Source organism: Kitasatospora sp. NPDC049285 (assembly GCF_040678815.1).
GTDB lineage: Bacteria > Actinomycetota > Actinomycetes > Streptomycetales > Streptomycetaceae > Kitasatospora.
Genome location: NZ_JBFAQR010000039.1, coordinates 41,276 through 65,933 on the forward strand (window position 1 = coordinate 41,276; position 24,658 = coordinate 65,933).

Annotated in this window: 26 protein-coding genes and 2 pseudogenes; 16 read left to right on the forward strand and 12 right to left on the reverse strand. The window is 72.8% G+C overall.

What is annotated here, in order from left to right:
- Positions 1-100: 100 nt before the first annotated feature.
- The 5 genes from AB0K51_RS23140 to AB0K51_RS23160 all read right to left on the reverse strand — a co-directional run bounded on the left by AB0K51_RS23140 (position 101) and on the right by AB0K51_RS23160 (position 5,107).
- A complete protein-coding gene (locus tag AB0K51_RS23140; RefSeq protein ID WP_363458563.1) occupies positions 101-2,110 on the reverse strand; it encodes a FixH family protein in 2,010 nt (669 codons plus the stop codon).
- Between the two features lie 51 nt (positions 2,111-2,161).
- The gene (locus AB0K51_RS23145) at positions 2,162-2,638 is read right to left on the reverse strand and encodes a copper chaperone PCu(A)C (protein ID WP_363458565.1); all 477 of its coding nucleotides are present in this window, start codon (positions 2,636-2,638) and stop codon (positions 2,162-2,164) included.
- Positions 2,635-3,318 carry an SCO family protein gene (locus tag AB0K51_RS23150; protein WP_363458567.1) on the reverse strand — a complete coding sequence of 228 codons (684 nt, stop codon included), beginning with the start codon at positions 3,316-3,318 and terminating at the stop codon, positions 2,635-2,637. The genes AB0K51_RS23145 and AB0K51_RS23150 overlap by 4 nt, the downstream gene beginning before the upstream one ends.
- An 83-nt stretch (positions 3,319-3,401) precedes the next feature.
- The gene (locus AB0K51_RS23155) at positions 3,402-4,133 is read right to left on the reverse strand and encodes a YcnI family protein (protein ID WP_363458569.1); all 732 of its coding nucleotides are present in this window, start codon (positions 4,131-4,133) and stop codon (positions 3,402-3,404) included.
- Between the two features lie 128 nt (positions 4,134-4,261).
- Positions 4,262-5,107, reverse strand: coding sequence for a hypothetical protein (locus AB0K51_RS23160; RefSeq protein ID WP_363458571.1), 846 nt, complete (start codon positions 5,105-5,107; stop codon positions 4,262-4,264).
- A gap of 230 nt (positions 5,108-5,337) precedes the next feature.
- Between AB0K51_RS23160 and AB0K51_RS23165 the strand changes: the two genes are divergently transcribed.
- The 8 genes and pseudogenes from AB0K51_RS23165 to AB0K51_RS23200 all read left to right on the forward strand — a co-directional run bounded on the left by AB0K51_RS23165 (position 5,338) and on the right by AB0K51_RS23200 (position 11,308).
- Positions 5,338-5,964, forward strand: coding sequence for an ATP-binding protein (locus AB0K51_RS23165; RefSeq protein ID WP_363458572.1), 627 nt, complete (start codon positions 5,338-5,340; stop codon positions 5,962-5,964).
- Between the two features lie 151 nt (positions 5,965-6,115).
- The gene (locus AB0K51_RS23170) at positions 6,116-7,360 is read left to right on the forward strand and encodes an MFS transporter (RefSeq protein WP_363458574.1); all 1,245 of its coding nucleotides are present in this window, start codon (positions 6,116-6,118) and stop codon (positions 7,358-7,360) included.
- 29 nt (positions 7,361-7,389) lie between these two features.
- Positions 7,390-7,889: pseudogene (locus AB0K51_RS23175) on the forward strand (LysR family transcriptional regulator); the annotation flags it as partial.
- Positions 7,878-7,991: a hypothetical protein gene (locus AB0K51_RS23180; RefSeq protein WP_363458608.1), complete on the forward strand. Its 114-nt coding sequence runs from the start codon at positions 7,878-7,880 to the stop codon at positions 7,989-7,991. The pseudogene AB0K51_RS23175 and the gene AB0K51_RS23180, both read left to right, overlap by 12 nt.
- A 41-nt stretch (positions 7,992-8,032) precedes the next feature.
- Entirely contained in the window at positions 8,033-8,266 is a 234-nt protein-coding gene (locus tag AB0K51_RS23185; RefSeq protein ID WP_363458576.1) for a hypothetical protein, read from the forward strand.
- A 15-nt stretch (positions 8,267-8,281) separates the two neighbouring features.
- Positions 8,282-9,625 carry an amidase gene (locus AB0K51_RS23190; RefSeq protein WP_363458577.1) on the forward strand — a complete coding sequence of 448 codons (1,344 nt, stop codon included), beginning with the start codon at positions 8,282-8,284 and terminating at the stop codon, positions 9,623-9,625.
- Between the two features lie 98 nt (positions 9,626-9,723).
- Entirely contained in the window at positions 9,724-10,347 is a 624-nt protein-coding gene (locus AB0K51_RS23195; protein ID WP_363458579.1) for a TetR/AcrR family transcriptional regulator, read from the forward strand.
- A gap of 70 nt (positions 10,348-10,417) precedes the next feature.
- A complete protein-coding gene (locus tag AB0K51_RS23200) occupies positions 10,418-11,308 on the forward strand; it encodes an alpha/beta hydrolase (RefSeq protein WP_363458581.1) in 891 nt (296 codons plus the stop codon).
- Between the two features lie 74 nt (positions 11,309-11,382).
- On the opposite strand, the gene AB0K51_RS23205 is transcribed toward AB0K51_RS23200, so the two are convergent.
- The gene (locus AB0K51_RS23205) at positions 11,383-11,610 is read right to left on the reverse strand and encodes a DUF5302 domain-containing protein (protein ID WP_363458583.1); all 228 of its coding nucleotides are present in this window, start codon (positions 11,608-11,610) and stop codon (positions 11,383-11,385) included.
- A gap of 358 nt (positions 11,611-11,968) precedes the next feature.
- Between AB0K51_RS23205 and AB0K51_RS23210 the strand changes: the two genes are divergently transcribed.
- Complete coding sequence (locus AB0K51_RS23210; protein WP_363458585.1) at positions 11,969-12,790, forward strand: integrase; 822 nt, start codon at positions 11,969-11,971, stop codon at positions 12,788-12,790.
- Positions 12,791-12,816: 26 nt separating this feature from the next.
- Here AB0K51_RS23210 and AB0K51_RS23215 read toward each other — a convergent pair whose 3' ends face one another.
- On the reverse strand, positions 12,817-13,374 hold the full coding sequence (locus tag AB0K51_RS23215) for a 1,4-alpha-glucan branching protein (protein WP_363458587.1): 558 nt from the start codon (positions 13,372-13,374) through the stop codon (positions 12,817-12,819).
- A 116-nt stretch (positions 13,375-13,490) separates the two neighbouring features.
- Here AB0K51_RS23215 and AB0K51_RS23220 point away from each other — a divergent pair, with 116 nt between their 5' ends.
- The gene (locus AB0K51_RS23220; protein WP_363458588.1) at positions 13,491-14,405 is read left to right on the forward strand and encodes a hypothetical protein; all 915 of its coding nucleotides are present in this window, start codon (positions 13,491-13,493) and stop codon (positions 14,403-14,405) included.
- A 22-nt stretch (positions 14,406-14,427) separates the two neighbouring features.
- Here AB0K51_RS23220 and AB0K51_RS23225 read toward each other — a convergent pair whose 3' ends face one another.
- Together AB0K51_RS23225 and AB0K51_RS23230 are read right to left on the reverse strand one after the other, a co-directional pair.
- The gene (locus tag AB0K51_RS23225) at positions 14,428-15,387 is read right to left on the reverse strand and encodes a pirin family protein (protein WP_363458590.1); all 960 of its coding nucleotides are present in this window, start codon (positions 15,385-15,387) and stop codon (positions 14,428-14,430) included.
- A gap of 45 nt (positions 15,388-15,432) precedes the next feature.
- Positions 15,433-15,945 (reverse strand): SseB family protein, encoded by a 513-nt coding sequence (locus AB0K51_RS23230; RefSeq protein WP_363458610.1) that lies wholly within the window; start codon positions 15,943-15,945, stop codon positions 15,433-15,435.
- A 273-nt stretch (positions 15,946-16,218) separates the two neighbouring features.
- Between AB0K51_RS23230 and AB0K51_RS23235 the strand changes: the two genes are divergently transcribed.
- The gene (locus AB0K51_RS23235) at positions 16,219-18,048 is read left to right on the forward strand and encodes an acyl-CoA dehydrogenase (protein WP_363458591.1); all 1,830 of its coding nucleotides are present in this window, start codon (positions 16,219-16,221) and stop codon (positions 18,046-18,048) included.
- Between the two features lie 205 nt (positions 18,049-18,253).
- The gene (locus tag AB0K51_RS23240) at positions 18,254-19,558 is read left to right on the forward strand and encodes a M18 family aminopeptidase (RefSeq protein WP_363458592.1); all 1,305 of its coding nucleotides are present in this window, start codon (positions 18,254-18,256) and stop codon (positions 19,556-19,558) included.
- 89 nt (positions 19,559-19,647) lie between these two features.
- Here the strand turns inward: AB0K51_RS23240 and AB0K51_RS23245 are convergent, their stop codons facing one another.
- Together AB0K51_RS23245 and AB0K51_RS23250 are read right to left on the reverse strand one after the other, a co-directional pair.
- The gene (locus AB0K51_RS23245; RefSeq protein ID WP_363458594.1) at positions 19,648-21,468 is read right to left on the reverse strand and encodes an NHL domain-containing thioredoxin family protein; all 1,821 of its coding nucleotides are present in this window, start codon (positions 21,466-21,468) and stop codon (positions 19,648-19,650) included.
- 69 nt (positions 21,469-21,537) lie between these two features.
- A complete protein-coding gene (locus tag AB0K51_RS23250; protein ID WP_363458596.1) occupies positions 21,538-22,134 on the reverse strand; it encodes an XRE family transcriptional regulator in 597 nt (198 codons plus the stop codon).
- A gap of 305 nt (positions 22,135-22,439) precedes the next feature.
- Between AB0K51_RS23250 and AB0K51_RS23255 the strand changes: the two genes are divergently transcribed.
- Entirely contained in the window at positions 22,440-22,796 is a 357-nt protein-coding gene (locus AB0K51_RS23255; RefSeq protein WP_363458598.1) for a hypothetical protein, read from the forward strand.
- Positions 22,793-22,984 (forward strand): hypothetical protein, encoded by a 192-nt coding sequence (locus AB0K51_RS23260; RefSeq protein ID WP_363458600.1) that lies wholly within the window; start codon positions 22,793-22,795, stop codon positions 22,982-22,984. Before AB0K51_RS23255 ends, AB0K51_RS23260 begins: the two co-directional genes overlap by 4 nt.
- Positions 22,985-23,121: 137 nt before the next feature.
- Here the strand turns inward: AB0K51_RS23260 and AB0K51_RS23265 are convergent, their stop codons facing one another.
- A complete protein-coding gene (locus tag AB0K51_RS23265) occupies positions 23,122-23,520 on the reverse strand; it encodes a hypothetical protein (protein WP_363458602.1) in 399 nt (132 codons plus the stop codon).
- Positions 23,521-23,757: 237 nt separating this feature from the next.
- On the opposite strand from AB0K51_RS23265, the gene AB0K51_RS23270 reads away from it, so the two are divergent.
- On the forward strand, positions 23,758-24,339 hold the full coding sequence (locus AB0K51_RS23270) for a recombinase family protein (protein WP_363458604.1): 582 nt from the start codon (positions 23,758-23,760) through the stop codon (positions 24,337-24,339).
- A 214-nt stretch (positions 24,340-24,553) separates the two neighbouring features.
- Positions 24,554-24,658 (forward strand): annotated as a pseudogene (locus AB0K51_RS23275) (transposase); the annotation flags it as partial.

A 24,658-nucleotide genomic window follows, 5' to 3' on the forward strand; every position in this document is an offset into this window, starting at 1 on the left:
TCGTCGTGAGGCAGGCCCTGGCTCTTCTCTCCCTGCCCCGTGCCGCCCGCGGCTCCGCCGCTGACCGTCTCGTCGGCGTCGTTGCGCCGCAGGCCCTCTCTCATTGCCCGACCTTCAGCTGCTGAGTAACCGTCACCTGGTCGATGTCCGATGACCGCACCGTCACCGACACCACCCACACGCCTGCCAGCGGTAGCTGTGCGGTGCCCGACCAGCTGCCGGTGCCCTCCGGCTTCAGTGTCACCGGGAGCGGGCCGAGGTCGCGGTCCGGGAGGGTGAAGGCGAGCTGGACCTCCGGCACCTCGACCGGCTGGCCCGTGGCGTCCGCCAGCTTCAGCGTCACCGCGTTCGGGCCGGTGCCGACCGGGTTGACGGTGACCGTCGCGGTGCCCTTGGCGTTCGGCGTGCGGCCGCCGGTGTCGTACGGGAGCTTCAGCTCCTGCGTGCGGCCCGGCACGACCGAGGCGCCCGCGGCCGGCGCGGTCGCGCCGCCGCCCGGCTGCGCGGCGACCGCCTGGGCGACCCGGCCGGGCGGGGAGTTGGTGAGCATCGTGGTGACGACCAGCACCAGCACGGCCACCGCGGTCTCCACCAGCACGCTGCGCCGCAGTCCGGCCCGGGCCGGCGCGCCCTCGGCGACCTGCTCGCGGGCCCGCTCGCGCACCGCCTGCTGGCGCGCCAACTGGGCCGCCCGCAGCGGGTCCCCGGCCTCCGCCGCGGCCGCCGGCTCCTGGCTCTGCGGCGCCGGGACGACGGTCAGGCCCTCGTCGGCGACCCGCAGCCGCGCGGTCCAGGCGCGGGAGATCCAGGCCACGCCGACCATCCCCGCCACGCAGCCGGTCTTGATCAGCAGCAGCCGCCCGTACTCGGTGTCGACCAGCGCGCTCCATGAGCCGAGGCCGCGCCAGGACTGGTAGACGCCGGTGACCACCAGCACGACGACCGCCCAGAACGCCAGCCGCGAGAAGCGGCTGACCGCCGCGGCCGGCAGGCCGTGCCGCAGGCCGACCGCGAGGGTGGCCAGGCCGCCCAGCCAGAACGCCATCGCCAGCAGGTGCAGCGCGGCCAGCGGCAGCGCGAGGGCGACCTGGATGCCCACCGAGGAGTGGTCCGCGCCGACCCAGGTCGCGGCGAGCGCGATGGCCAGCGCGAGTCCGGCCAGGCCCAGCCCGAGCCGGGTGTCGTGCTGCGGACGCTCCGCGGCCCGCTGCTCCAGCCGGCGCAGCTCGGCCTCCTCCGCGTCCAGCCCCGACTCCTCGGCCGGTGCGGGCGCGGTGGGCACGGCGGGCTTCGCCTGCAGCCCCAACTGCCCGACCAGCAGCGACAGGAAGACCCCGGCCGCGGCGAGCAGCAGCAGCCGGGCGGCGAGCGCGGTGCCGATCCGCTCGTCCAGGGTGGCCCGCACCAGCGACAGGTCGAGCGCCTGTCCGAGTCCGGTTCCGCGTTCGTACGGGCCGCGCAGCATCAGCACCGCGACGGTGGAGAGCAGCAGCGCCACCCAACCGGTCATCAGCAGCCGCTGCACGCCGCGCTGCGCCGCGCCGGACGGCCAGATCGCCAGCACGAACGCGGCGGCGCCGACCAGCAGCGCGAAGGCGCAGTAGGCGACGGTCCGGGACAGGCCGTAGGCGAAGCCGACCGCCGGTTCGGCCTTGCCGCCCTGGACGGCGGAGGCGTTGACCGAGGTGTCGGACGGGGCGCCGATGGAGAAGGTGAAGGCGCCGCCCACCGGGTGGGAGTCCTCCGAGACGGCCCGCCAGGCCACTGTGTAGGTGCCGTTGCCCAGGCCCTGGCGCAGCGCCACCCGGGCGGTGGCGGCCTTGCCGTCGACGTGCCCGGGGTTGCCGTCGTCGACGGCCTTGCCCTGCGGGTCGAGCACCCGGACCGAGTCCGCGGAGAGCGACACGCCCTCGCTGAAGGTCAGCGTCACCGCGGCGGGGGCGGTCGCCACCACCGAGTTCTGCGTCGGGTCGGTGCTCTCCAGGGTGGCGTGCGCGGACGCCACCGACGCCCCGCCGAACACCAGGGCCACCGCCGCCACCAGCACGGCGAGCAGCGCGCCGACCCCCCGCCGGGTCCGACCGCCGCCGGACCGCCTCGCCACCGTCACCACGTGCCCGCCTCTCCTCGTCACCGCGCCGTCTGCCACGTCATCCGCCTTCTAGTCGCCCGGCCGGTAGGTGAGCGGCTTGACCGGGATCTTCACCACGACCGTGCCGGCCTTGGCGAACTGCAGGTCGAGCTCCAGCTCCTCGCCGAGGGCCGGCGGCTTCGCCCAGTCCATGATCATCAGGTGGGTGCCGCCGCGGGCCAGGTCCAGCGTGCCGTGCGCGGGCACCTCCAGGGCGGTCACCTCCTCCATCGAGCTGTCGGTGGAGCGGTGCATGGTCACCGAGGCCGCCGCCGGACTGGTCACCTTCAACAGCCGGTCCGCGCCGCCCTCGTTGCGGACCGTCAGGTACCCGGCGCCCATCCCGCCGGGCGTGGCGGGCAGCGGTATGTACGGGTCGGCGACCGACAGCCGCGGCGCGGCCGCCGACCCGTCCGAGGACTGGCAGGCCACCACCACGGTGCCCGCGGTCAGCACCGCCGCCAGCCCGGAGCCGATCAGCGCGGTCCGCCGGAACGACCGGCTCACACCGCCACCCCCTTGGCCAGCAGCTCCAGGTCGTGCCGGTAGGTCTCCACCGAGGTGCCCGCCATGTACAGCAGGTGCGCCTTGTCGTCGGTGGGCAGGAACGCCAGCACCTGCGCGCCGTGCGTCGAGGTCACCGAGCCGTTGGCGTTGACCACCGGGTCCTCGACCAGGATGCCCAGCGGCTTGGCCGCGGCCTTCACCTTCTCCAGGTCGCCGGTCAGCCCGATGAAGTCCTTGCCCATCGAGTCCAGCCAGGTGCGCAGCACCTGCGGGGTGTCGCGCTGCGGGTCGGTGGAGACGAACACCACGTCGAACTTCTGCCGCTCCTCCGCGGGCAGCTTGGACAGCGCCACGCCGATGTCGCCCATGGTGGTCGGGCAGACGTCGGGGCAGCTGGTGTAGCCGAAGAACAGCAGCACGGTCTTCCCGGCGGTCTTCGCCTTCAGGTCGTACGGCTGGCCGGAGGTGTCGGCGAGCTGCAGGTCCGGCTTCTCGAAGTTCTTCTTCAGCACCGTGCCCTGGTACTGGCTGGTCGGCGCCTCCCTGCTGACCTTGGCGGCCGTGCCGCCCTCACCGCCGCCACCGCCGGAGGAGGAGCAGGCGGAGAGCACGAGGACGGTGCTGAGGGCGAGGGCGGCGGCGGCCGCCAGGCGGGGACGGGTGCTGCGCTGGGATGCCAAGGGTTCTTCCGTTCCGTGCGGAGTGGTGCGGGGGAGCCGGGACGTCAGGCGGGGCCGCGGGCGCGGCCCCGCCTGACGGGGGGTCAGGACTGCGGGGTGCGGCGGCGCAGCCCGGCGACGCCGAGCGCCGCGCCGATCACGCCGACCACGATGCCGACCACGCCCAGGGTGCGGGCGGTGGAGTCGTCGGACTTCGCGGCCGCGGCGGTGTCGGTGCCGCCCGCCGCGTCGCCCGAGTGGTGGTCGGCGGCGGCGGACGGGGCCGCGGCGGCGGCCTTGGTCAGGCTCAGCACCGGGGCGGGCTTGGACGGCTCGGGCTGGCCGTCCTTGGCCTCCTCGATCCAGCGCACGACCTCGCCGTTGTCGTAGCTCTGCAGCGCCTTGAAGGTCAGCTTGTCGGTGTCGGTGGGCAGGGCGCCCAGCGACACCCGGAACTCCTGGAACTGACCGGGGGCGATCTTGGTGCCGGCGTCGGCGGTCCAGGTGATCTTGGAGACCGCCTCGGTGATCTGCTGGCCGTGCGAGTCCAGCGGCTTGTCGAGCTTGGACTTCTCCAGGGTGGCGGTCCAGCCCGGCAGCGGCTGGGTGCGCACCGAGGCCATCGGGTGGTCCATCGGCAGGCTGACCTCCAGCTTCACGGTGGAGGCGGTGTCGCTCTCGTTCGGCACCCGGAACGCCACGGCGGTGTAGCCGCCCTGCGGGACACTGCCCGGCTGGACGGTCACGTGCGCGAACGCGGGAACGGCGGACGCCAGCAGGGCGGAGGCCGCCACCGCGAGGGTGCCGACGGCGCGACGGGCGGAAAGCGAACGCATCAGGGGTCTCCTGGGAAAGGGGGCGCGCGGAGGCCGCGCGACGGGGAAAGGGGTACGTGACGCCGGCCGCGCGTTTCGCGGGCACGGCGCAGCTCTGCGCGCCCCGACCCCGTCTCACCCGGAGCCGGTCAGCGCGCGAACGCCGCCCTCGGCGGTCCTCGCCGCAGCACGCTGTGCCGCAGCGCCACTGCCACCGGCAGCGGCCAGTCCGCCGCCCGTCCGGCCCGCCGCGGCGCACCCGGACGCCCGCCCAGGCCGCCGAGCAGCAGCGCGAGGGTCAGCGCCACCGCGGTGCGCAGCGGCTCCGCCCACTCGCGGGCGGTCAGCGCCGCGGCGCGCAGCAGCCGCCACAGCGCGGCCTCGCCGCGCCGCAGCCACCAGCCCGCCAGCACCGCGGCCGCCAGGTGGCCGAGCAGCATCCCGGGGGTCATCCCCAGCCAGCCGCCGGCGTGCGGCGCCGCCACGGCGGTGTACGCCGCCGGGTCCAGCCCGGCCGCGCTCACCACCTGCTCGGCGGTGGTGTCGACCGGGACCACGGTCAGCCCGTCGCCCGGCAGGTCGTTGCAGAGCAGCCGGCCCGCCACGGCGGTCAGCCCGTCCGAGGGGCTGTTTCCGGCCATCTGCATGCCCGCCATCGGCAGGCCCGTCAAGCCGCCGCCGAGGCCGCCCGCGAGGCAGTGGAACAGCAGGTGCAGTCCCAGCTGACCGGCGCCCAGCGCCGCCGCGATCGCCCCCAGCGAGCGTTCCCGCCCGGCGAGCAGCGCGGCGCACGCCGCCACCACCGCGAAGCCCAGCAGCAGGGTGTCCGGCGCGACCTCGCCGCCGCCCACCCACGCGTGCCCCGCCGCCGCGACCACCGTGCACACCAGCGCGAACGGCGCCGCGCGCAGCACCCGCAGATCCCAGGCGGCCGTAGTCGCCCGCCCGGCGGGGACGACAGCTCCCCGGCGGGCGGCGGCGGTCAGGTCAGTCATGGCCGGGCCATCATCTCACCGCCTACACCGGCCCCCGGGGCAGGGGCCGAAAGCCGTCCGCATTGGCGCGAACCCGACCGGCGCGCGCGGACCACCGTGCGCCGATCGGCACAACCGGCGGGACCAGTCCATCCGCCGAACGAGCGGTACCGGTGAGTGCGGACGGTTCACCGCGCGTAGCCGAGGAGATAGCTAGTTGTATGTGGAGCCGCAGCCAGGAGGGATCTCCCGTGGACATCTGGTGGACTCTGCACCTCAAGCGCGACCCCGCGAGCGTCCCGCTCGCCCGCCGCATCCTGCTCGGCGCCATGGACTCCGCGGGCGTCGACCCCCAGGTCGCCTTCGACCTCGGCGTCGCCCTCACCGAAGCCTGCGCCAACGCCGTCGAGCACACCGGCCCGGCCCGCCCCGGCGACACCTTCCAGGTCACCGCCGCGCTGTCCGGCAACCGCCTGCGCATCGAGGTCACCGACACCGGCCCCGGCCTGCCCGCCACCTGCGCGACGGCCGACCCCCCGGCGCCCCGCCGCCCCACCGGCGTCCCCGGCCGGGCCCGCCCCGCCACCCCCCGCCGCACCCGCCGCGGCCGCGCCACCCTCCCCCCGCGGGTCCTCACCGCGGCCCGCCGCCCCACCGCCTACGACACCCACGTCCTGCCGCCCGGCCGCCCCCACCTCCCCGCGCCGGCCCCCGACACCGTCCCCGACCTCACCGCCGAGTGCGGCCGCGGGCTGTTCCTCATCCACGCCCTCACCGACCACGTCCAACTCCGCAACCACCCGCTGCGCGGAGCCACCGTCAGCTTCGACAAGATCCTCACCTGGCGGGACGACACCCCGCTGCTCCGCAGCGCCTGACCCGACCTCGCGCTTCTCGGCCGACCACCGACCCCGTGCTTTTCGGCCAACCAGCCCGCTGCGGCCCGGTCGGACGTGTCCGTCCTGCGAAACCCCTAGCCCCGCACCCACCCTCCACGGCTATGGTCTAGTCCACCCACCCGGAGGGACGATGACCACCACCGCCGCGCCCGAGCCCACGTCCGCGACCCGCAGGGGCCTGGCCCGGATGGGCCAAGCGCTGCAGGGACGCGACTTCCGCATCTGGTTCCTCGGCCAGTTGACCTCCGCCTCCGGCGCCCTCGCCCAGGGTGTCGCGCTCTCCTGGGTGGTCCTCGAACTCACCGACGACGCCGTCTGGTTGACCCTCCTGTCGGCCTGCACCTGGGGTCCCACCCTGCTGCTCGGCCCGTGGGCGGGCGCGCTGGTCGACCGCTCCGACCGCCGCCGCCTGCTGCTGGTCACCCAGGGCCTGATGATGGCGATCGGTCTGACCCTCGCCACCCTCACCGCGCTCGGCGGACTCCACCTCTGGCTGCTGCTCGCCCTCGCCACGTGCTCCGGCCTGGTCGCCACCGTCGACGCCCCGGCCCGCCAGGTCTTCGTGGTCGACCTGGTCGGCGCCGAGTCGGTGGCCAGCGCGGTCGGCCTCTGGGAGGTGGCGCTGAACGCCTCCCGGGTGCTCGGCCCGGGCGCCGCCGGCGCCCTGCTGACCCTCAGCGGACCGGCCTTCTGCTTCGCCTTCAACGCCCTCGCGTACGCCGCCCCGCTGGCCGCCCTGCTGAAACTCCGTCCGGCCCGGCCCGCGGACCCCGCCGGCCGCGCCGCCGAGCGCCCCAAGGCCGGCGCCCGCGAGGGCCTCTCGTACGCCCGGCGCTCGCCGCTGATCCGCGGCCTGCTGCCGATGTCCGCCGCCAGTGGCCTGATCTTCGCGATGAACCTCACCGTCCCGACCCTCGCCAGCCGCTCGCTGCACCTCGACGGCGGCGGCTACGGCCTGCTGGTCGCCGCGTTCGGCGTCGGCGGCCTGCCCGGCGCGCTGCTCGCCGCCTCGGCCCCGGCCCCCACCCCGCGCCGGGTCCGCACCCTGGCGCTGGCCACCTCGGCGGCCGTCCTCGCCACCGCGCTCGCCCCGAACTTCCCGCTCGCCCTGCTCGGCCTGGCGAGCATCGGCCTCACCTCGATCTGGTTCATCGCCAGCGCCAACACGCTGGCCCAGCTCCGCTCCGACCCGGGCATGCGCGGCCGGGTGATGTCCCTCTGGGGCACCGCGATGACCGGCACCCTCCCGCTCACCGGCCTCGCCGTCACCGCCGTCGCCCAGCACATCGGCGCCCGCACCGGCTTCGCCATCTCCGGCGCCGCCCTCCTGCTCGCCACCCTCACCGCCTGGCGCGCCCTGCGCTCCACCACCTGACCCGCCACCGCCGCCCGTACCATCGCCCGATGGACCGGGACCTGCGCCGCCTTCGCGTCCTGCGCGCACTCGACGAGCACGGCACGGTGACCGCCGCGGCTGAACACCTCCACCTGACGCCCTCCGCCGTGTCCCAGCAACTCGCCTCGCTGGCCCGGCAGGTGGGCGCCCCTATGGTCGAGCCGTACGGCCGCCGGGTGCGCCTCACCCCGGCGGCCCGGCCGCTGCTGGCCCACGCCGACCGGATATTCGGCCAGTTGGAACAGGCGGCGTCACCGAGGCCGAGGCCGCCGAGGCGCACCGCCTGCTGGCGGCCGGCGAGGTCGACCTGGCGGTGGAACTCTCCGCCGAACTCCCGAGCCCCCAGGACTCCCGCTTCGTCCGCACCCGGCTGCTCGCCGACGTCCTGGACGCCGCCCTCCCGCCCGACCACCCGCTCGCCACCGCACCGGAGTTGAGGCTCTCCGACCTGGCCGGCCAGCCGTGGATCTACGGCACCGAAGGACCCTGGCACGACATCACCACCGCCGACCCGCGCCCGACCACCCACGTCCGCCTCGACGTCCTCCCCGACGGCGGCATCGCCCGGCTCCGCCTGCACGGCACCCTCACCCCGCCGGCCGCCGACTGATCGAATTGCCGGGTATGCCCGGTCGGCGGACCATGGTGATCATGATGCACCAGATGCGCGCCGAGACCGGCCCGACCGGCGCCACGGACTCCGTGGTCAGCTGGCACATCGTCCGCAACGCGGACCTGGTCGCCCTGTGCGGCAGGGAACTGGAGGCCGGGGCCCCGGTCCAGGACGCCGCCCGCTGGACCGTCGACCCGGACCACAACTGCCACACCTGCGGGGCCCTCTTCCTCCGCGAGGCTCCCTACCTCCCGGACGAGCACTCCGCCTGACCCGCAACGACGGCCATGAACGCCACCTCCCGCACCACCGAGCCCCGCCCCCCGCGGCCGGACCCCTACCCGGGTCCGGCCGCCGCCGTCCTCCCCCCGCTCTCCCTGCTCGACCAGGTCGCCGACCTCCGCAGCGGCCGCCTCGACCTGCCCACCCACGTGGAGCGGCTGCTCACCCGGATCGACCGCCTCGACCCCGCGGTCCACGCCTTCGTCCCGGAACCGGGCCGCTACCGCCGGCTGGCCGCCGAAGCCCGCGACCTCGCCGCCCGCGACCCCGCCGACCTCCCGCTGTACGGCGCCGCCGTCGGCGTCAAGGACGTCCTGCACGTCGCCGGACTGCCCACCCACGCCGGCTCCGCGCTGCCGCCCGGCGTCCTGGCCGGCCCGGAGGCCGCCGCGGTGACCCGGCTGCGCGCGGCCGGCGCCCTGATCGCGGGCAAGACCGTCACCACCGAGTTCGCCCTCACCGCCCCCGGCCCCACCCGCAACCCCCGCGCCCTCACCCACACCCCGGGCGGCTCCAGCAGCGGCTCCGCGGCCGCCGTCGCCGCGGGCCTGCTCCCGCTCGCCCTCGGCACCCAGACCCTCGGCTCGGTGATCCGCCCCGCCGCCTACTGCGGCGTCCTCGGCTTCCGCCCCACCCACGGCCGCATCCCCACCACCGGCCTGCTCCCGAACTCCCCGACCCTGGACGCCGTCGGCTGCTTCACCGCGGACCTCCCCAGCCTGCAGCTGGCCGCCGCCCTGCTCTGCGACGACTGGTCCCCGCCCGCCGGCGCCCCGAACGCCCAGCCCGTCCTCGGCGTCCCCACCGGCCGCTACCTCGACCAGGTCGACCCCGACGCCCTGACCGCCTTCACCCGCCACCTCGCCGACCTCGGCGTCACCGTCCGCCACGTCGACGCGCTCCCCGACCTGGACGACCTCACGCACCACGCGACCGTCATCCACCACTACGAACTGGCCCACCGCCTGGGCGAGTTGGTCAACCGCTTCGGCGCGCTGCTGCGCCCCGAGACCGCCGCCGCGATCCGCCGCGGTCAGGACGTCGACCGCGCCGACTACCTCGCCGCGCTGGCCGCCCGCGAAGGCTTCCGCCACCGCCTCACCGGCACCATGTCCGACCACCACCTCGACCTCTTCGCCACCCCTGCCGCCCCCGGCCCCGCCCCCCTCGGCCTCGACTCCACCGGCTCCCCCGCCCTCTCCCTCCCCTGGAGCCACGCCGGCTTCCCCGCCCTCACCCTCCCCACCACCCTCACCCCCCTCCCCCTGGGCCTCCAACTCATCGCCCACCCCCACGCCGACGAAGCCCTCCTCCACACCGCCGCCCACCTCCAGCACATGGCCGACTAGCGCCCGCGGGCGGCACGGCGAGGGGTGGAACCGTACGAGTCGGAAGACCCGTCGTCGTACCCTGGCGGGGCAAGCCGTCTCGCGGAGGTGTGTGTCCAGTGGTCGTCAGCTCCTCCACCGACGGGCGGGTCCAGCGGGGTAACGAGACGCGGCGGGCGGTCCTGGGCAGGGCGGTGCAGATCGCGTCCGTCGAGGGCCTCGGCGCCCTGTCGATCGGCCGCCTCGCCACCGACCTCGGGCTCAGCAAGAGCGGCGTCTTCGCGGGCTTCGGCTCCAAGGAGGAGCTGCAGCTCGCCACCGTCCGCGCGGCCCGCCGGATCTTCTACGACAACGTGATCGCCCCGGTCCTCGACCTCCCGGCCGGCACCGGCCAGGTGCTGGCGCTGTGCGAGCGGTGGATCGCGTACTCCCGCGGGCGGGTCTTCGAGGGCGGCTGCTTCTTCTACTCGGTCACGGCGGAGTTCGACGCCCAGCCGGGCCCGGTCCGCGACGCGCTGGCCACCGCCGCCCTCGACTGGGAGGCGCAGATGACCGACCTGCTCCGCGCCGCCGTCGCCACCGGCGACCTCGCCGCGGACACCGACGTCGAGGAACTCGCCCTCCTGCTCACCAGCCTGATGGACAGTGCGAACGTCCACTCCGTGCTGCACGACGACCCGTCCCGCTACGACCGCACCGCCCGCGCCATCCGCCGCCTCCTTCTCCTCGCCACGCCGGCCTAGCCGGGCAGGCCCGTGCAGGTCCGCACCGACGCTCATAAAACTGAACGAACGATCGTGCTAATATCTGCGCATGGCATCCAAAGCCGCACTACCGAGCGCCGCGGCCCGCGCCGCCGTGCGCACCGCGCTGAACGCCACCTCCCTGATCGCCCCCGCCGTCCCGGGCCGGGTGGCCTTCGAACTCTTCCGCCACCCGCTGCGCCGCGGCCGCGTCCGCCCCGCCGAACGCGAGGTGCACGAACGCGCCGCCACCGAGACCCTCGCCGTCAACGGCCGCCGGGTGGTGGCGTACCGGTGGGGCGACGGCGGCCGGCCGGTGCTGCTGCTGCACGGCTGGCAGTCCCGGACCTCGCGCTTCGCACCGTACGTGCAGGGGCTGCTGGACCTCGGGATGAGCCCGATCGGCTTCGACGCGCCGGGGCACGGCGACTCGGGCGGCCGGGCGAGCACGATCCTCGACTACCGGGAGGCGATCGGGCAGCTGGCCGAGCGCCACGGGCCGTTCGAGGCGATCGTGGCGCACTCCTTCGGGGTGTGCTGCGCGTTCCTCGCGCTGCGCGACGGGATCAAGGCGGAGCGCCTGGTGGCGGTCGCGGGGGTGGCCGACTTCGACTTCGTGGTGAACGGCTTCGCCGCCCAACTCGGCCTGAACGCACGGCTGAAGGGCGAACTGGTCCGCCGCACCGAGCAGGTGCTATTCCCCGAGGTCGAGGCACTCTGGCAGCGTTTCGACGCCGCCCACCGGCCCGAGGAGATCGGCGCCGCGATCCTCGCCTTCCACGACGAGGGCGACCGGATGGTCCCGCTCGCGCAGGCGCACCGGCTGCGCGACGCCTACGGCGAGCAACTGCGCCTGATCACCACCCGGGGCCTGGGCCACAACCGGGTGCTGTCCGAGCCGACCGTCGTCGACAACGCGCTGGCCTTCCTCGCCGAACCCGCCCCGGTCCGGGCGGCCTGACGACCACCGGGACACGCCACGGGGCCGGCTCCGCACCATGCGGACCCGGCCCCGGCTGGTACCCCGACGGAGTGTCAGCCCCCGCTCTTGCGGCGGAAGGTGCGCTTGCCGCCCGCCGCCCCGTGGGCGCCGTGGATCTTCGAGTCGCCGCCCGGGCCGCTGCCCGCGCCGCGACCTGATCCGCCGTCCTTGCGCTGCAGGGCGGCGAGGAACTTCGCCTTCACGTCGTCCTGCCCGGCCTCGGCGGGGGTCTCCGCGGGGTCGGCCGAGTCGGCGGATTCGGCGGCGGTTTCGCTGCTCATTGGGGTCCTCCTGGACGGGAGCTGGTGTGCTGGTGCCCACCCTGCCATGCCGGTCGGGGCGGCTGAAGCCCATTTCCCTCCGGTGGAGGGCGCGCGGAGGGGGTGTGGGGGCGGCGTCCTCGCCGGTCAGTGGTGCTCGTCGCGGTAGTGCGGGCCGCCGATCAGGTAGAGCAGCGCCAGGATCGGAAAGCCGATCGAGGCGATCACCAGTACGAAGAACTGCCAGACCATGGGTTCTCCCGACGCGAGTTCCGAGCCTTTTCGCCCATTATGTCTGAATCCCTTCGCGATACCCCCGCGAAGGGATCACGTTCCGACCCCTGTTCCGCGCCCGTGGGCCGGTCGCAGACTGGTGGCCATGCGGGTAGAGCTGGCAGTCGAGGCGCGCCGCCCGGACCGGGCGAACGAGGATTTCGCGGTGGCCACCCCGGAGGCCCTGGTGCTGCTGGACGGTTCCAGCGCCCCGGCCTCGCTGGAGTCCGGCTGCCGCCACGGGATCGCCTGGTACGTGCGCAGACTGGGCGTGCAGCTGCTGGCCCGGCTCACCGACCGCGTCGACCGCGGCATCGCCGAGTGCCTGGCCGACGCGATCGCCGAGACCGCCGCGCTGCACGGCGGGCGCTGCGACCTGGCCAACCCCAACACGCCCGCCGCGATGGTGGTGGCCGCCCGGATCGCCGACGGGGCGCTGGAGTACCTGGCGCTCGGCGACTCGCTGCTGGTGCTGCACCCCGCGGACGGGCCGCCCCGGGTGATCGGTGACAACCAGCGCTGGCCCGGCGCGGACGGCCTGCGCCGGCAGATCTGGTCCACCGTCCCGGGCACCGCCGAACGCGCCGAGCTGTACCTGCGGTACGCCACCGCGGTCCGCGCCGCCCGCAACACCGGCCACGGGCCGTGGATCGCCGCCGCCACCCCGCGCGCGGCCGAACACGCCGAGACCGGATTCGCCGACCTGGCGGTCCTGCGCGGGGTGGCGGCCCTCTCGGACGGTGCGGCCCGCTTCACCGACCGCCTGGGGCTGGGCAGTTGGGCCGACGCCCTACGCCTGCTCGCCGAGGCCGGTCCGGCCGAGCTGATCGCCCAGGTGCGGGCCGCCGAACGCACCGACCCCGACTGCCTGCGCTGGCCCCGGGGCAAGGCCCACGACGACGCCTCGGCGCTCTACGCGCACCTCTGACGCGCCGTCGGCCTGCTGGCGGAGCGTCAGCCCGTGACCGCCGCCGCGAACACGGCGCGCACCGCCGAGCCGTCCGGCGCGGTGTACCCGGCCACCACCTCGCCCGCGGCCGGCTCCCCGGCGCCCGGCGACAGCACCCGCCGCAGCGCCACCCCGGCGACCGACGCCGGGACGGCGCCCACCGCCACCGTCGGGTCGGGCCGGTCGCTCTCGCTCTGCATCTGCGGCTCGGCCTTGCCGCCCAGCAGCGCGGCCAGCTGCTCGCGCACCACCGGGTCGTGCTCGCCGTCGTATATCCAGCGGGTGCCCAGCACGCCGTGCTCGCTGGTGCCGATCAGCGCCTGCGCGGGAGCGCCGTCCAGCGGGGCGCCGCGGTAGGACATCGGCACCAGGTAGGCGGCCCGCCCGTCGGTGACGACCATCAGCTCGATGCCGACCTCGCCCGCCGGATCGTCCAGCCGGAACCCGCCGGCCCGCTCCAACTCCCCGGCGCCGTCGGTCCGGTACCACTCCTGCCGGGGCAGCCAGTCGACCAGCAGCTCCAGCTTGGTGGGCTCCATCGTGGTGCGGTGGATCGTCGCCATCTCAACACTCCCGTCGTCGTACGCGACCTGCCCGCCCAGCCTAGGCAGTGCCGTCCGCCGGGGTAGCGTTACCCGGCGGACGACCGGGCGGAGGCGGAGCGGGGGAGGCGGGGGCCGTGGGCATCAAGCGGGTGACCGAGGGCGTCGGACGGGTGACCGAGGGCGTCGGGCGGCGGGCCGGTGCGGCCCTCGGGGCGGTGTCGGAGGCGGTCGCCTCGGCGCGCACCAAGGCCGGCGGCGACTGGGCGCGCCGGGCCCTGGACACCCACCCGCGACCGGACGTCCCGCCGACCGAGGACTGGGAGGTCTCGCTGGCCGGCCTGGTGGCCCGGCTGCCGCGGGTGCCCGGCCCGGCGGTGAAGCTGCTGCACCTGCTGGACGGCCTCGGCCAGGTGTCGATCGGGCCGGAGCAGGTCGGCTTCGACGGCGAACAGGTCGACTGGAGCCGGGTGCTGGAGATCCGCTGCCACAGCAGCCTGGACTTCCTGCCCGGGGTGGTGGTGGACCGCGAGGTGGACCGGATCCGCGAGCTGTTCCCGCCGGTCCCCGGCCGCAGGTGGCTGGTCACCAAGGCCGTCGAGGCGCTGCTCACGGTGGCGCTGGCGGCCTTCGACGCGGCCGAGCGGCAGGAGCGCGCACTGCCCTGCGAGATCGTCTCGAAGAACCTGATCGGCCGTCCGAAGCCGCTGCCCGGCGGCCTGTTCGCCGCCTCGGTGCTGACCCTGATCCCGGAGGCCGGCGACAGCCTGCTCGCCGCCGCCCGCGCCCGCGGCATCCCGGTCGTCGAGGTGGAGAACACCGACGCGGGCATCCACGCCGAGCGCGCCCAGCAACTGCGCGGCGTCTCGCACCGCGTCGCCGAGACCCTGCGCGGCCTGCGCGCCGACTCCACCGACGAGCCCACCAAGGCCGAACTGGGCGCGGCCGCCCTCGCCGAACTGGAGCAGCTCCGGTCCGAGCAGCCGGGCGAGCCGCGGCCGGAGGACGACGAAGGGGCCCCGGCCGCGGCCGGAACCCCTTCGACGGACTGAACCCCTACGAGCTGACCGTCCGTCAGTTCTCGTCGGCCGGGACGGTGCCGAGCCGGCCGGCCTGGAAGTCCTCCATGGCCTGCTGGAGTTCGCGGTGGCTGTTCATCACGAACGGGCCGTACCAGGCGACCGGCTCACGGATCGGCAGGCCGCCGAGCAGGACGAACTCGAAGGTCTCGGAGCGGGAGTCCTGCTTCTCGTCGGCGCGGACGGTCAGCGTGTCGCCGTCGCCGAAGACCACCGCCTGGCCCATGTGGAACGGGCGGCGCTCGGCGCCCGCGGAGCCGGAGCCGGCCAGGCCGTAGGCGAGGGCGTTGAAGTCCGACCGCCAGGGCAGCGTGACCTGGGCGCCCGGGGTGAGCGAGCCGTGGATCATGGTGATCGGGGTGTGCGTGCTGCCGGGCCCCTGGTGGCCGTCGAGCTCGCCGGCGATCACCCGGAGCAGCGCGCCGCCGTCCTCCGAGGTCAGCAGCTTGATGCTGCCGCCGCGGATGTCCTGGTACTTCGGGGTGATCATCTTGTCCGAGGCGGGCAGGTTGACCCACAGCTGCAGGCCGTGGAACAGGCCGCCGGACATCACCAGCGACTCCGGCGGGGTCTCGATGTGCAGCAGGCCGGAGCCCGCCGTCATCCACTGCGTGTCGCCGTCGGTGATCACGCCGCCGCCGCCGTGCGAGTCCCGGTGCACGAAGGTGCCGTCGATGATGTAGGTGACCGTCTCGAAGCCGCGGTGCGGGTGCCAGGGGGTGCCCTTGGGCTCACCGGCCGCGTAGTCCACCTCGCCCATCTGGTCCATCATGATGAACGGGTCCAGGAACTTGGTGTTGATCTTCGCGAAGGCGCGGCGGACCGGGAAGCCCTCGCCTTCGAAGCCCTCGGGGGCGGTGGCCACGGTCAGGACCGGACGGGCGGTGCTGGACACCGGGTCCGGGGTGGTGACGCGCGGCAGGGTCAGCGGGTTCTCGACGGTCACGGCGGGCATGTCGGCCTCCTTCGGCGGTCTGTGGCCTACGTCCTCCACAGTAGTTCAATTCTCAACCACTCGCAAGGTTGAACATTGAACTATGTGGGCGTATTCCATGCCCGCCCCGCGGGCGGGAGGAGTGGGTCGGCCGTACATCCGGCGCATGGTGAAGTCGACCATCTGCTCGACCGCGCGGGCGTCGAACACCATCCGGTGCTCGCCCTCCATGTCCAGGGCGAAGCCGTAGCCGGTGGGCAGCAGGTCGAGGATCTCGGCGCCGGTGACCGAGAAGTGCTTGGACTCCTTGCCGGCGTACCGCTTCAGCTCCTTGACCGAGCTGAACATCGGGATCACCGGGGTCGGCGTGTTGTGCAGCGCCAGGAAGCCGGGGCGGTCGCCGCGCGGGCAGTACACCTTGGAGGTGATGAAGATCGCCTGGAAGTCCTCCACCGGCATCGCCCCGGTGGTGAAGGCGCGCACCGCGTCGGCCAGTGTGGGAGGCGACGGCTCGGGGTAGAGCGACTGCTGGGCGGCCTGCGGGTCGCCGTACGGTCCGCCGCCGGGCATGCCGGGCATCCCCTGCTGCATCTGCTGCTGGTAGGGGTCCTGGTAGGCGCTCTGCTCGTAGCCGTACACGGGGACAAGGCTATCGGGCCGGGCCCCGGTTGGGGGCGGGTGATCCGCACAATCCGGCCGGGGGCCGCATTGTGGGACGTGACCACGTTCATAGCCGCTTCACCGCCAAGGGCTTGAACAAGTTACCAACCGGTAGCATCATGGGGCGTACTGGTGGGTAAGCGGTGCGCCGTAAGCGGCCGCCCGTGGAGCAGACGAACCGGAGATACGGTCATGGGTCACTACAAGTCCAACCTGCGGGACGTGGAGTTCAACCTCTTCGAGGTGTTCGGCCGCGACCAGGTGTACGGCACCGGTCCGTTCGCCGACATGGACGTCGACACCGCGAAGAACATCCTCAGCGAGATCTCCCGCCTGGCGGAGAACGAGCTCGCGGCCTCCTTCGTGGACGCCGACCGCAACCCGCCGGTCTTCGACCCGGAGACCAGCACCGCTCCGGTGCCGGCCACCTTCAAGAAGAGCTACTCCGCGTTCATGGACGCCGAGTGGTGGCGCCTGGGCATCCCGGAGGGCATCGGCGGTCAGGTCACTCCGTCCTCCCTGGTGTGGGCGTACGCCGAGCAGGTGCTCGGCTCCAACCCGGCGATCTGGATGTACTCCTCCGGCCCGGCCTTCGCCGGCGTCGTCTACGACGAGGGCACCGAGGAGCAGCAGAAGGTCGCCCAGCGCATGATCGACGGCCTGTGGGGCGCCACCATGGTGCTCACCGAGCCCGACGCGGGCTCCGACGTGGGCGCCGGCCGCACCAAGGCGATCAAGCAGGAGGACGGCTCCTGGCACATCGAGGGCGTGAAGCGCTTCATCACCTCGGGTGAGCACGACATGTCCGACAACATCGTCCACCTGGTGCTGGCCCGCCCCGAGGGCGGCAAGCCGGGCACCAAGGGCCTGGGCCTGTACATCGTGCCGAAGTTCGACTTCGACTGGGAGACCGGCGAGCTCGGCGAGCGCAACGGCGTCTACGCCACCAACGTCGAGCACAAGATGGGCCTGAAGGCGTCCAACACGTGCGAGATGACCTTCGGCGCCAAGCACCCGGCCAAGGGCTGGCTGCTGGGCGAGAAGGTCGACGGCATCCGCCAGATGTTCAAGATCATCGAGTTCGCCCGCATGATGGTCGGCACGAAGGCGATCGCCACCCTCTCCACCGGCTACCTGAACGCGCTGGAGTACGCCAAGGAGCGCGTGCAGGGCGCCGACATCTCGCAGTTCCTGGACAAGACCGCGCCGCGCGTCACCATCACCCACCACCCGGACGTGCGCCGCTCGCTGCTGACCCAGAAGGCGTACGCCGAGGGCATGCGCGCCCTGGTGCTGTACACCGCCTCGGTCCAGGACGACATGCTGGCCGCCCGCCTGCGCGGCGAGCACGACGCCGCCGCCGAGCGCCTGAACGACCTGCTGCTGCCGATCGTCAAGGGCTACGGCTCGGAGAAGTCCTACGAGCAGCTCGCCCAGTCGCTGCAGACCTTCGGCGGCTCCGGCTACCTGCAGGAGTACCCGATCGAGCAGTACATCCGGGACGCCAAGATCGACACCCTGTACGAGGGCACCACCGCCATCCAGGGCCAGGACTTCTTCTTCCGGAAGATCGTCAAGGACGGCGGCCAGGCGCTCACCGCGGTCTCCGAGCAGATCCAGAAGTTCCTCGCGACCGCCGAGGGCGGCGAGGCGCTGGCCGCCGAGCGCGAGCTGCTCGCCAAGGCCGCCGGCGACCTGGAGGCGATCGTCGGCAAGCTGCTGGCCGACCTCTCGTCGGTCGAGCAGGACGTCAAGAACATGTACAAGGTGGGCCAGAACACCACCCGCCTGCTGCTGGTCTCCGGCGACGTGGTGGTCGGCTGGCTGCTGCTGCGCCAGGCCGCGGTCGCGCTGGCCAAGCTGGAGGCCGGCGCCTCCGAGAAGGACGTCGCCTTCTACCAGGGCAAGGTCGCCGCGGCCAAGCACTTCGCCCGCAACGTGCTGCCCACCACCGCCCCGCAGCGCCTGATCGCCGAGTCCATCGACAACGAGCTGATGGACCTGGCCGAAGAGGTCTTCTGACCCAGGCGCGGCTGACCGCCCGAGCCAACTGACCCACCCTCACGCACGGGGCCCGGTACACCACCGGGCCCCGCCGCGTTGTGTCGCGCCCCGTTCACCGTTGTGTCACCGTTGCAGACTTCACGCGGTCCTGTCCGTGTACGGGCATATGCTCTGCAGGGGCCGACCCCCCATCAGGCCCGGCCGCCCTCAACCCAGGAGCAACATGTCGACCGCCGCCGACCGAACGGCCTTCTTCGACCGGACGCACACAGACGACCTGGTCGCCTTCCTCGCTGCGTCGCCCTCCCCGTACCACGCGGTGGCGAGCGCGGCCGAGCGGCTTGAGCGGGCCGGCTTCCGCGAGGTCCGCGAGACGGACGCCTGGGACGGCAGCACGGGCGGCAAGTACCTGATCCGCGGCGGCGCGCTGATCGCCTGGTTCCTCCCCGAGGGCGTCGGTCCGGAGACCCCCTACCGGATCGTCGGGACCCACACCGACTCGCCCAACCTGCGGGTCAAGCCGATCCCGGACACCGGCTCGGCCGGCTGGCGGCAGGTCGCCGTGGAGATCTACGGCGGCGTCCCGCTCAACACCTGGCTCGACCGCGACCTCGGCCTCTCCGGCCGGCTCGCGCTGCGCGACGGCACCGCCCGGCTGGTCCAGCTCGACGAGCCGCTGCTGCGCGTCCCGCAGCTCGCCATCCACCTCGACCGCCAGGTCAACGAGGGCCTCAAGCTCGACAAGCAGCGCCATCTGACGCCGATCTGGGGAATCGGCGACACCACCGAGGGCGCGCTGATCGAGTACGTCGCCGAGCGGGCCGGCCTGGCCGCCGCCGACATCGCCGGCTGGGACCTGATGACCCACGACATCCAGCCGCCCAGCTACCTCGGCCGCGACCGCGAACTGCTCGCCGGCCCGCGCCTGGACAACCTGCTCTCGGTGCACGCCGCCACCGCCGCGCTGGCCGCCGTCGCCCAGGCCGGCGGAAAGCTGTCCCACATCCCGGTGCTCGCCGCCTTCGACCACGAGGAGACCGGCAGCGAGTCCGACACCGGCGCGCAGAGCCCGCTGCTCGGAAACGTCCTGGAGCGGGTCTGCTACACCCGCGGCGGCACCGCCGAGGACCGCGCCCGCGCGCTGGCCGGCACCGTCTGCCTCTCCTCCGACATGGGCCACGCCGTCCACCCGAACTACAGCGAGCGCCACGAGCCCGGCCACCACCCGCTCCCCAACGGCGGCCCGATCCTCAAGGTCAACGTCAACAACCGCTACGCCACCGACGCGGTCGGCCGCGCCGTCTTCACCGCCGCCTGCGAGAAGGCCGGCGTGCCGTGGCAGACCTTCGTCTCCAACAACGCGATGCCCTGCGGCACCACGATCGGCCCGATCACCGCGGCCCGCCTCGGCATCACCACCGTCGACTGCGGCATCGCGGCGCTCTCCATGCACTCCGCCCGCGAGCTGTGCGGCGCCGAGGACCCGCACTACCTCGCGAGCGCGATCAAGGCCTTCCTCGAAGGCTGAGCGGGCAACCGAAGGGGCGCGGGGCCTGCGCGAAGCGGAGGACCGCGACCTGGTCATCCCTCGCCTTCGCGCGGCCCCGCGCCCGGCGGTCAGTCCATCCCGGCCAGCACCAGCGGCAGCCGGCCCGCGCCGCCCGCGACCAGCTTCACCGGAACGCCCCAGTCCTGCTGGTGCACGTGGCAGGCCGGGTACTCGATCTCCGGGTCGTCGTCGCAGGACGCCGCCATCGCCGAGACGTGCAGCACGCCCTCGGCCACCGCGTCCGACAGCACCAGCTCGCGCGAGAGCGCGGAGTCCGCGCCCGCGCCGGAGACCAGCAGCTCCGGCGGAGTGGAGCTGACCAGCAGCCGGGTGGACGGGCCGTAGCGCTCGTCCAGCTTCTGGCCGCTGGGCGCGGAGAAGACCACGTCCAGCCGGAAGGCGCCCGGGGCGACCTCGGTGGCGGCGCGCTGGGTGCGGTGCGCCACCGACTCCACCCGCACCGCCTCCTCGGGAAGCCGCAGCCGGGTCAGCCGGTGCCGCGCCGACTCGACCACCACGATGTCGCCGTCCACCAGCACCGCGCCGGACGGCTCGCGCAGGTCGGTGGCGAGCGTGCTCACCTCGCCGCTCGCCGGGTCGAAGCGCCGCAGCGCGTGGTTGTAGGTGTCGCTGACCGCGACCGAGCCGTCCGGCAGCACGGTGACGCCCAGCGGGTGCTGCAGCAGCGCCTGCTCGGCAGCGCCGTCCCGGTGCCCGAAGTCGAACAGGCCGCTGCCGACCGCGGTGTGCACCTCGCCGGTTTCACGTGAAACCCAGCGCAGCGCCGAGGTCTCGGAGTCCGCGACCCACAGCCGCTCGCCGTCCGCGGAGACCGCCAGCCCCGACGGCTGGGCGAACCACGCCTCCGCCGCCGGACCGTCGACCAGGCCCTCGTTGGTGGTGCCCGCCGCCACCGCGACGGTGCCCGCCGCCGGGTCGAACGCCCACAGCTGGTGCACGCCGGCCATCGCGATCCACACCCGGCCGCCGAAGAACGCCACGTCCCACGGCGAGGACAGGTCCACCCCGCGCGCCGTCCCCTCGGTCGGGGAGCCCTGCCACCACTGCTTGCCGGTGCCCGCCAGCGTGCTCACCGAGCCGTCCGCCAGCCGCACCCCGCGCAGCGCGTGGTTCACCGTGTCGGCGACCACCACGTCGTAGCCGAGCTCCAGCTCCGCCGGGACCAGCGCCAGGCCCTGCGGCTCGCTGAACCGCGGCTGCGTCCCGTCGACGAGGCCGCGCACGCCGTCGCCGATCCGCCGCACCACCGTCTCGCCGTCCTCGGCCAGCTCCACCAGCGAGTGGTGCCCCGAGTCCGCGACCAGGTAGTGCCCGTCCGGCAGCCGCACCGCCTTGCCCGGGAAGCGCAGATCCCCCGCCTGCGGCTCCGGCGCCACGTACGGTCCCTCACCGCGCCGCAGCGTCCCCTTCGCCGCGTGCTCGGCCTCCAGCTCCTCCACCAGCTTCGCGATCGCGTGCGCATGGCCCTCGCCCGCGTGCTGCGCGACCACGTACCCCTCCGGGTCGATCACCACCAGCGTCGGCCACGCCCGCACCGCGTACTGCTTCCAGGTCGCCAGCTCCGGGTCGTCCAGCACCGGGTGGTGCACCTCGTACCGGGCCACCGCGTCCACCACCGCCTGGTGGTCCGCCTCGTGCACGAACTTCGGCGAGTGCACCCCGACGATCACCACCGTGTCGCGGTGCTTCTCCTCCAGCTCCCGCAACTCGTCCAGCACATGCAGGCAGTTGATGCAGCAGAAGGTCCAGAAGTCTAGTATCAAAATGCGACCTCGGAAGTCTGCCAGGGACAGATCCTTGCCGCCGGTGTTCAACCATCCGCCCTTGCCCACCAGCTCGGGGGCGCGTACACGTGCACGAGAAGCCATGCCTCCATCAAACCGCACGGGGAGTGTCCGCATTCCGGGCGCGCCTCTCGGCCTGACTCGGCCCCAGTGTTAGCCCAGGGTTACTGGCGTCCCGCGCTCCCACAACTCCTCGGCATGCGCCGCGAATCGGTCGAACATGCCGCCCTCTTGCTGTTGGCGGAGATGCATCATCGGGGAGTCGTGGCCGACGAACCGAGCTAGGTGGGGCGTCACGAGTGCCTGAGAGTCAAAGCGGAACACCGACAGGCTGACATGGTTGGTGGCATCGTCAGCGGCGCTGTAGCGAGCCTCTACGCCCTGCACGCCGCCCAGCTTGGCCAAGTTCTCCAGCGTGATCCGAATCCGTGTGGAGACCGTGAGCGCAACGTCCTCGATCCGCTCCCGCTGCACCGTGGTCTCTCCACCCGGGTCGCCAAGCAGGAAGCGTACGCGGCAACCCGTCGCAGCCTTGGCGCGCAGCGTGCCGAGGAAGTTCGGCTGCTCAAGCCACAGGAAGTAGTTCGTGTATCCCGCGAAGAACAGATCATCCCTCGCGTCACCGATGAGTTGACCCCACGCTGACGACGGGCAAGCGGAGCGGTAGGGGTAGACAGAGACGATCTCTCGATCGGGGCCGGTCTTGATCGCCGACCGAACCACGTTCGGCCACAGCATCTCTTCATTCACCCCTAGCGCTTCACTTACGTCCGCCCGGTTCCGTGGGTGAGGGACCAGGGCCTCATCTGTCAGCCATCGTTCCACCGTCTTAGGTGCCACCCCGACGCGGGTGGCTAGCTGACGGGCACTCAACCGGGCGTCCCCCATAGCGCGGCGAAGACCACTGTTCAAGACATCCCCCGAGACATTTGGGCGTTCTTCGACGCTACCGCCGTGCCGGTCAGCCTGTCTCTGGTTTGGTCGCTGATCTCGCTCGAATGGGCCGGTACACCAGTAAGCGAGCCAGAGACGGACCACAGGAGGCGGGGCAGATCGTGACCGATGTGGAGAGCGAGACAGCGCAGCGACGCACCTGGCGTGCAGAGGCAGAGGCCGCAGCGGACGCCGTAGAGATCGCTTGGAGGCTTGCGGGACTGCCGTGCTCCCCCAACGTGATGCCCGTGACAAGCGGTCGTGGGTTGGACAGCGGGGCGCACGTCTCGCTTGGCGGGTGCAGCGCCACAACTGCCCGCGCGCTGGCGGACGTTCTCACGGAGTACGCCAGGCTGACCGGCCGACTGATCGACGGCGAGTCTCAGCGGCTCATGGCCCGCGTGCTGGCCGAGCACGGCGTGAGGCCCATGCTTCCGAGAGATGGACTGTACGTCGTGCCAAGGGAGTTGAGCGCATGAGCACGGAGCAGTGGCAGCCCGAGGTAGGGCAGCCTGCCTACGATCGTCGGTCCGGTCAGGCGGTCAGTGTCATGGCCGTGCACAGCTTCGGCGTGTTCGTCCGGCCGATCAACGGCGGGCGGGAGATCATCGCCAAGCTTCGCGACCTGTTGCCGCCGGACACCCCCCAGCACCAGCGGGCGGAGTAGCTGATACGCCCCGCCCCTCCAATTTCGCGGAGACGTGTGCGGGCCTGGGGGCATGGGTCCCTTGGCCGTGTGCGTCCAGAGATTGACCCACCCCCGGGCACTCCGGCCGGCTGCCTGAAGCGGTGCAGCGTCGAGAGTCAAGCCCCCGATCTCTCGCTAGGTGTGATGGTCAGTTCGCGCGTGACCTTGCCATTGCCAGCAGGGTGTGGGCTTGCTTCTTCGACTCTGAAGCTCTCGCTGATGACGCTCCGCACGTAGCTAACGTCAGCGTCGTCACCCTCCAGAACAAGCCGAACGGGGCCGACAATCTGGGAGCGGAGAGTCACCTGCCGGGGCGCTGTGTACCGATTGCCCGTGGGGCTATTCACGTGGATGGTCGTACGCCAGTCATCCGGAAGTCCTTGCTGCTCGCGCGCCCCAAGCCAGGGCGGATCCATGGGGAAGGTGTCGCTGATGACCTCATTGACTGCGCCGTACCCTTCTCGGCTGCCCTCTGTGAGCTGAACGACGACCCGGCGGATCTCGTGCGCATCCATGCGACGACTCCAATCCTGCGGTGCCTACCCCCAAGGCTGGTGCGGCGCAGCGGAATGGTCCACTCGGCAGGTTTCGTACCTTGACAGACAGTCACCACGAGGAGTCGTTCCACAAACGATGGTTAGTAGAACGGTCGCGCCGGACCCCCGATCGACCCCCGAGTCTGTTTCAAAAGTCGTTCCAGAACATGCCGCAATCCCTTGACGTTTCGGAACGAGTTTTGGAACGATGGGGGCATGACGACGAACAAGACCAGCGGCCACCTGATCGGCTACCAGCGGGTGAGCACCAACGCCCAGGACGCACAGCTTCAGGCGGACGCACTCAATGAAGCCGGATGCTCACGCGTCTTCGAAGACAAGGCGTCTGGCAAGAACATCGACCGGGCCGGGCTCGCGGCAGCGCTGGACTACATGCGCGATGGTGACGCGCTCTGCGTGTGGAAGCTTGACCGACTTGGCCGGTCCACCAAGGACGTGCTGACCATCGCTGAGGACCTGCATCAGCGCGGAATCAGCCTGCGGATCCTGACCGGCACGTTGGCCGGTAGCTACTCGCCCAAGGGTGAGGGCAAGTTCTTCTTCACGATGATGGTCGCGTTCGCCGAACTCGAACGAGACATGATCGTTGAGCGCACGCGCGCCGGACTGGAAGCCGCCAAGGCTCAGGGGCGGGTCGGCGGACGGCCCAAGGCCATGACGCCGGACATGCTCGCCGCCGCACAGTGCCGGAAGGCCGCCGGAGAGTCCTACGGCGAGATTGCCAGGGCCCTGGGAGTCGGCAAGGGCACCGTCCACCGGGCGCTCACAGCGGAGTAGGGAGCAGCAGCGAGCAAAAACCCCGTGCCAGTTTGGCGGGGGTTTTGTTGTTTTGGGCTGCGAGGGAACAGTGGGGACTTTGCCCCGAGCGAACGTCAGCTGCCCCACCCGCTCCCACCTGCGGTTCCTGACGTACTGACGTTTTTACCCTATGTTCCGTAACACTATAAGAATTTCTATAGCAATACAGGGAACGCCCGTCCGACCGTCATTTCGGCAGCCTGCCAAGGTCCGCACCGGCAGCTTCTTCCCCAGCCTCCTGGAGCGCCGGCGCCGCATCGACCGGGCGCTCTACGCGGTCATCATGGAGGCCTACGTC

Coding starts and splice junctions, on each gene's coding strand:
- AB0K51_RS23235 (WP_363458591.1), top strand. CDS start 16,219: ATGGGTCACTACAAGTCCAACCTGCGGGACGTGGAGTTCAACCTCTTC.
- AB0K51_RS23170 (WP_363458574.1), top strand. CDS start 6,116: ATGACCACCACCGCCGCGCCCGAGCCCACGTCCGCGACCCGCAGGGGC.
- AB0K51_RS23205 (WP_363458583.1), bottom strand. CDS start 11,610: ATGAGCAGCGAAACCGCCGCCGAATCCGCCGACTCGGCCGACCCCGCG.
- AB0K51_RS23265 (WP_363458602.1), bottom strand. CDS start 23,520: ATGGATGCGCACGAGATCCGCCGGGTCGTCGTTCAGCTCACAGAGGGC.
- AB0K51_RS23260 (WP_363458600.1), top strand. CDS start 22,793: ATGAGCACGGAGCAGTGGCAGCCCGAGGTAGGGCAGCCTGCCTACGAT.
- AB0K51_RS23270 (WP_363458604.1), top strand. CDS start 23,758: ATGACGACGAACAAGACCAGCGGCCACCTGATCGGCTACCAGCGGGTG.
- AB0K51_RS23160 (WP_363458571.1), bottom strand. CDS start 5,107: ATGACTGACCTGACCGCCGCCGCCCGCCGGGGAGCTGTCGTCCCCGCC.
- AB0K51_RS23185 (WP_363458576.1), top strand. CDS start 8,033: ATGATGCACCAGATGCGCGCCGAGACCGGCCCGACCGGCGCCACGGAC.
- AB0K51_RS23230 (WP_363458610.1), bottom strand. CDS start 15,945: ATGCCCGGCATGCCCGGCGGCGGACCGTACGGCGACCCGCAGGCCGCC.
- AB0K51_RS23215 (WP_363458587.1), bottom strand. CDS start 13,374: ATGGCGACGATCCACCGCACCACGATGGAGCCCACCAAGCTGGAGCTG.
- AB0K51_RS23240 (WP_363458592.1), top strand. CDS start 18,254: ATGTCGACCGCCGCCGACCGAACGGCCTTCTTCGACCGGACGCACACA.
- AB0K51_RS23200 (WP_363458581.1), top strand. CDS start 10,418: ATGGCATCCAAAGCCGCACTACCGAGCGCCGCGGCCCGCGCCGCCGTG.
- AB0K51_RS23155 (WP_363458569.1), bottom strand. CDS start 4,133: ATGCGTTCGCTTTCCGCCCGTCGCGCCGTCGGCACCCTCGCGGTGGCG.
- AB0K51_RS23190 (WP_363458577.1), top strand. CDS start 8,282: ATGAACGCCACCTCCCGCACCACCGAGCCCCGCCCCCCGCGGCCGGAC.
- AB0K51_RS23210 (WP_363458585.1), top strand. CDS start 11,969: ATGCGGGTAGAGCTGGCAGTCGAGGCGCGCCGCCCGGACCGGGCGAAC.
- AB0K51_RS23245 (WP_363458594.1), bottom strand. CDS start 21,468: ATGGCTTCTCGTGCACGTGTACGCGCCCCCGAGCTGGTGGGCAAGGGC.
- AB0K51_RS23225 (WP_363458590.1), bottom strand. CDS start 15,387: ATGCCCGCCGTGACCGTCGAGAACCCGCTGACCCTGCCGCGCGTCACC.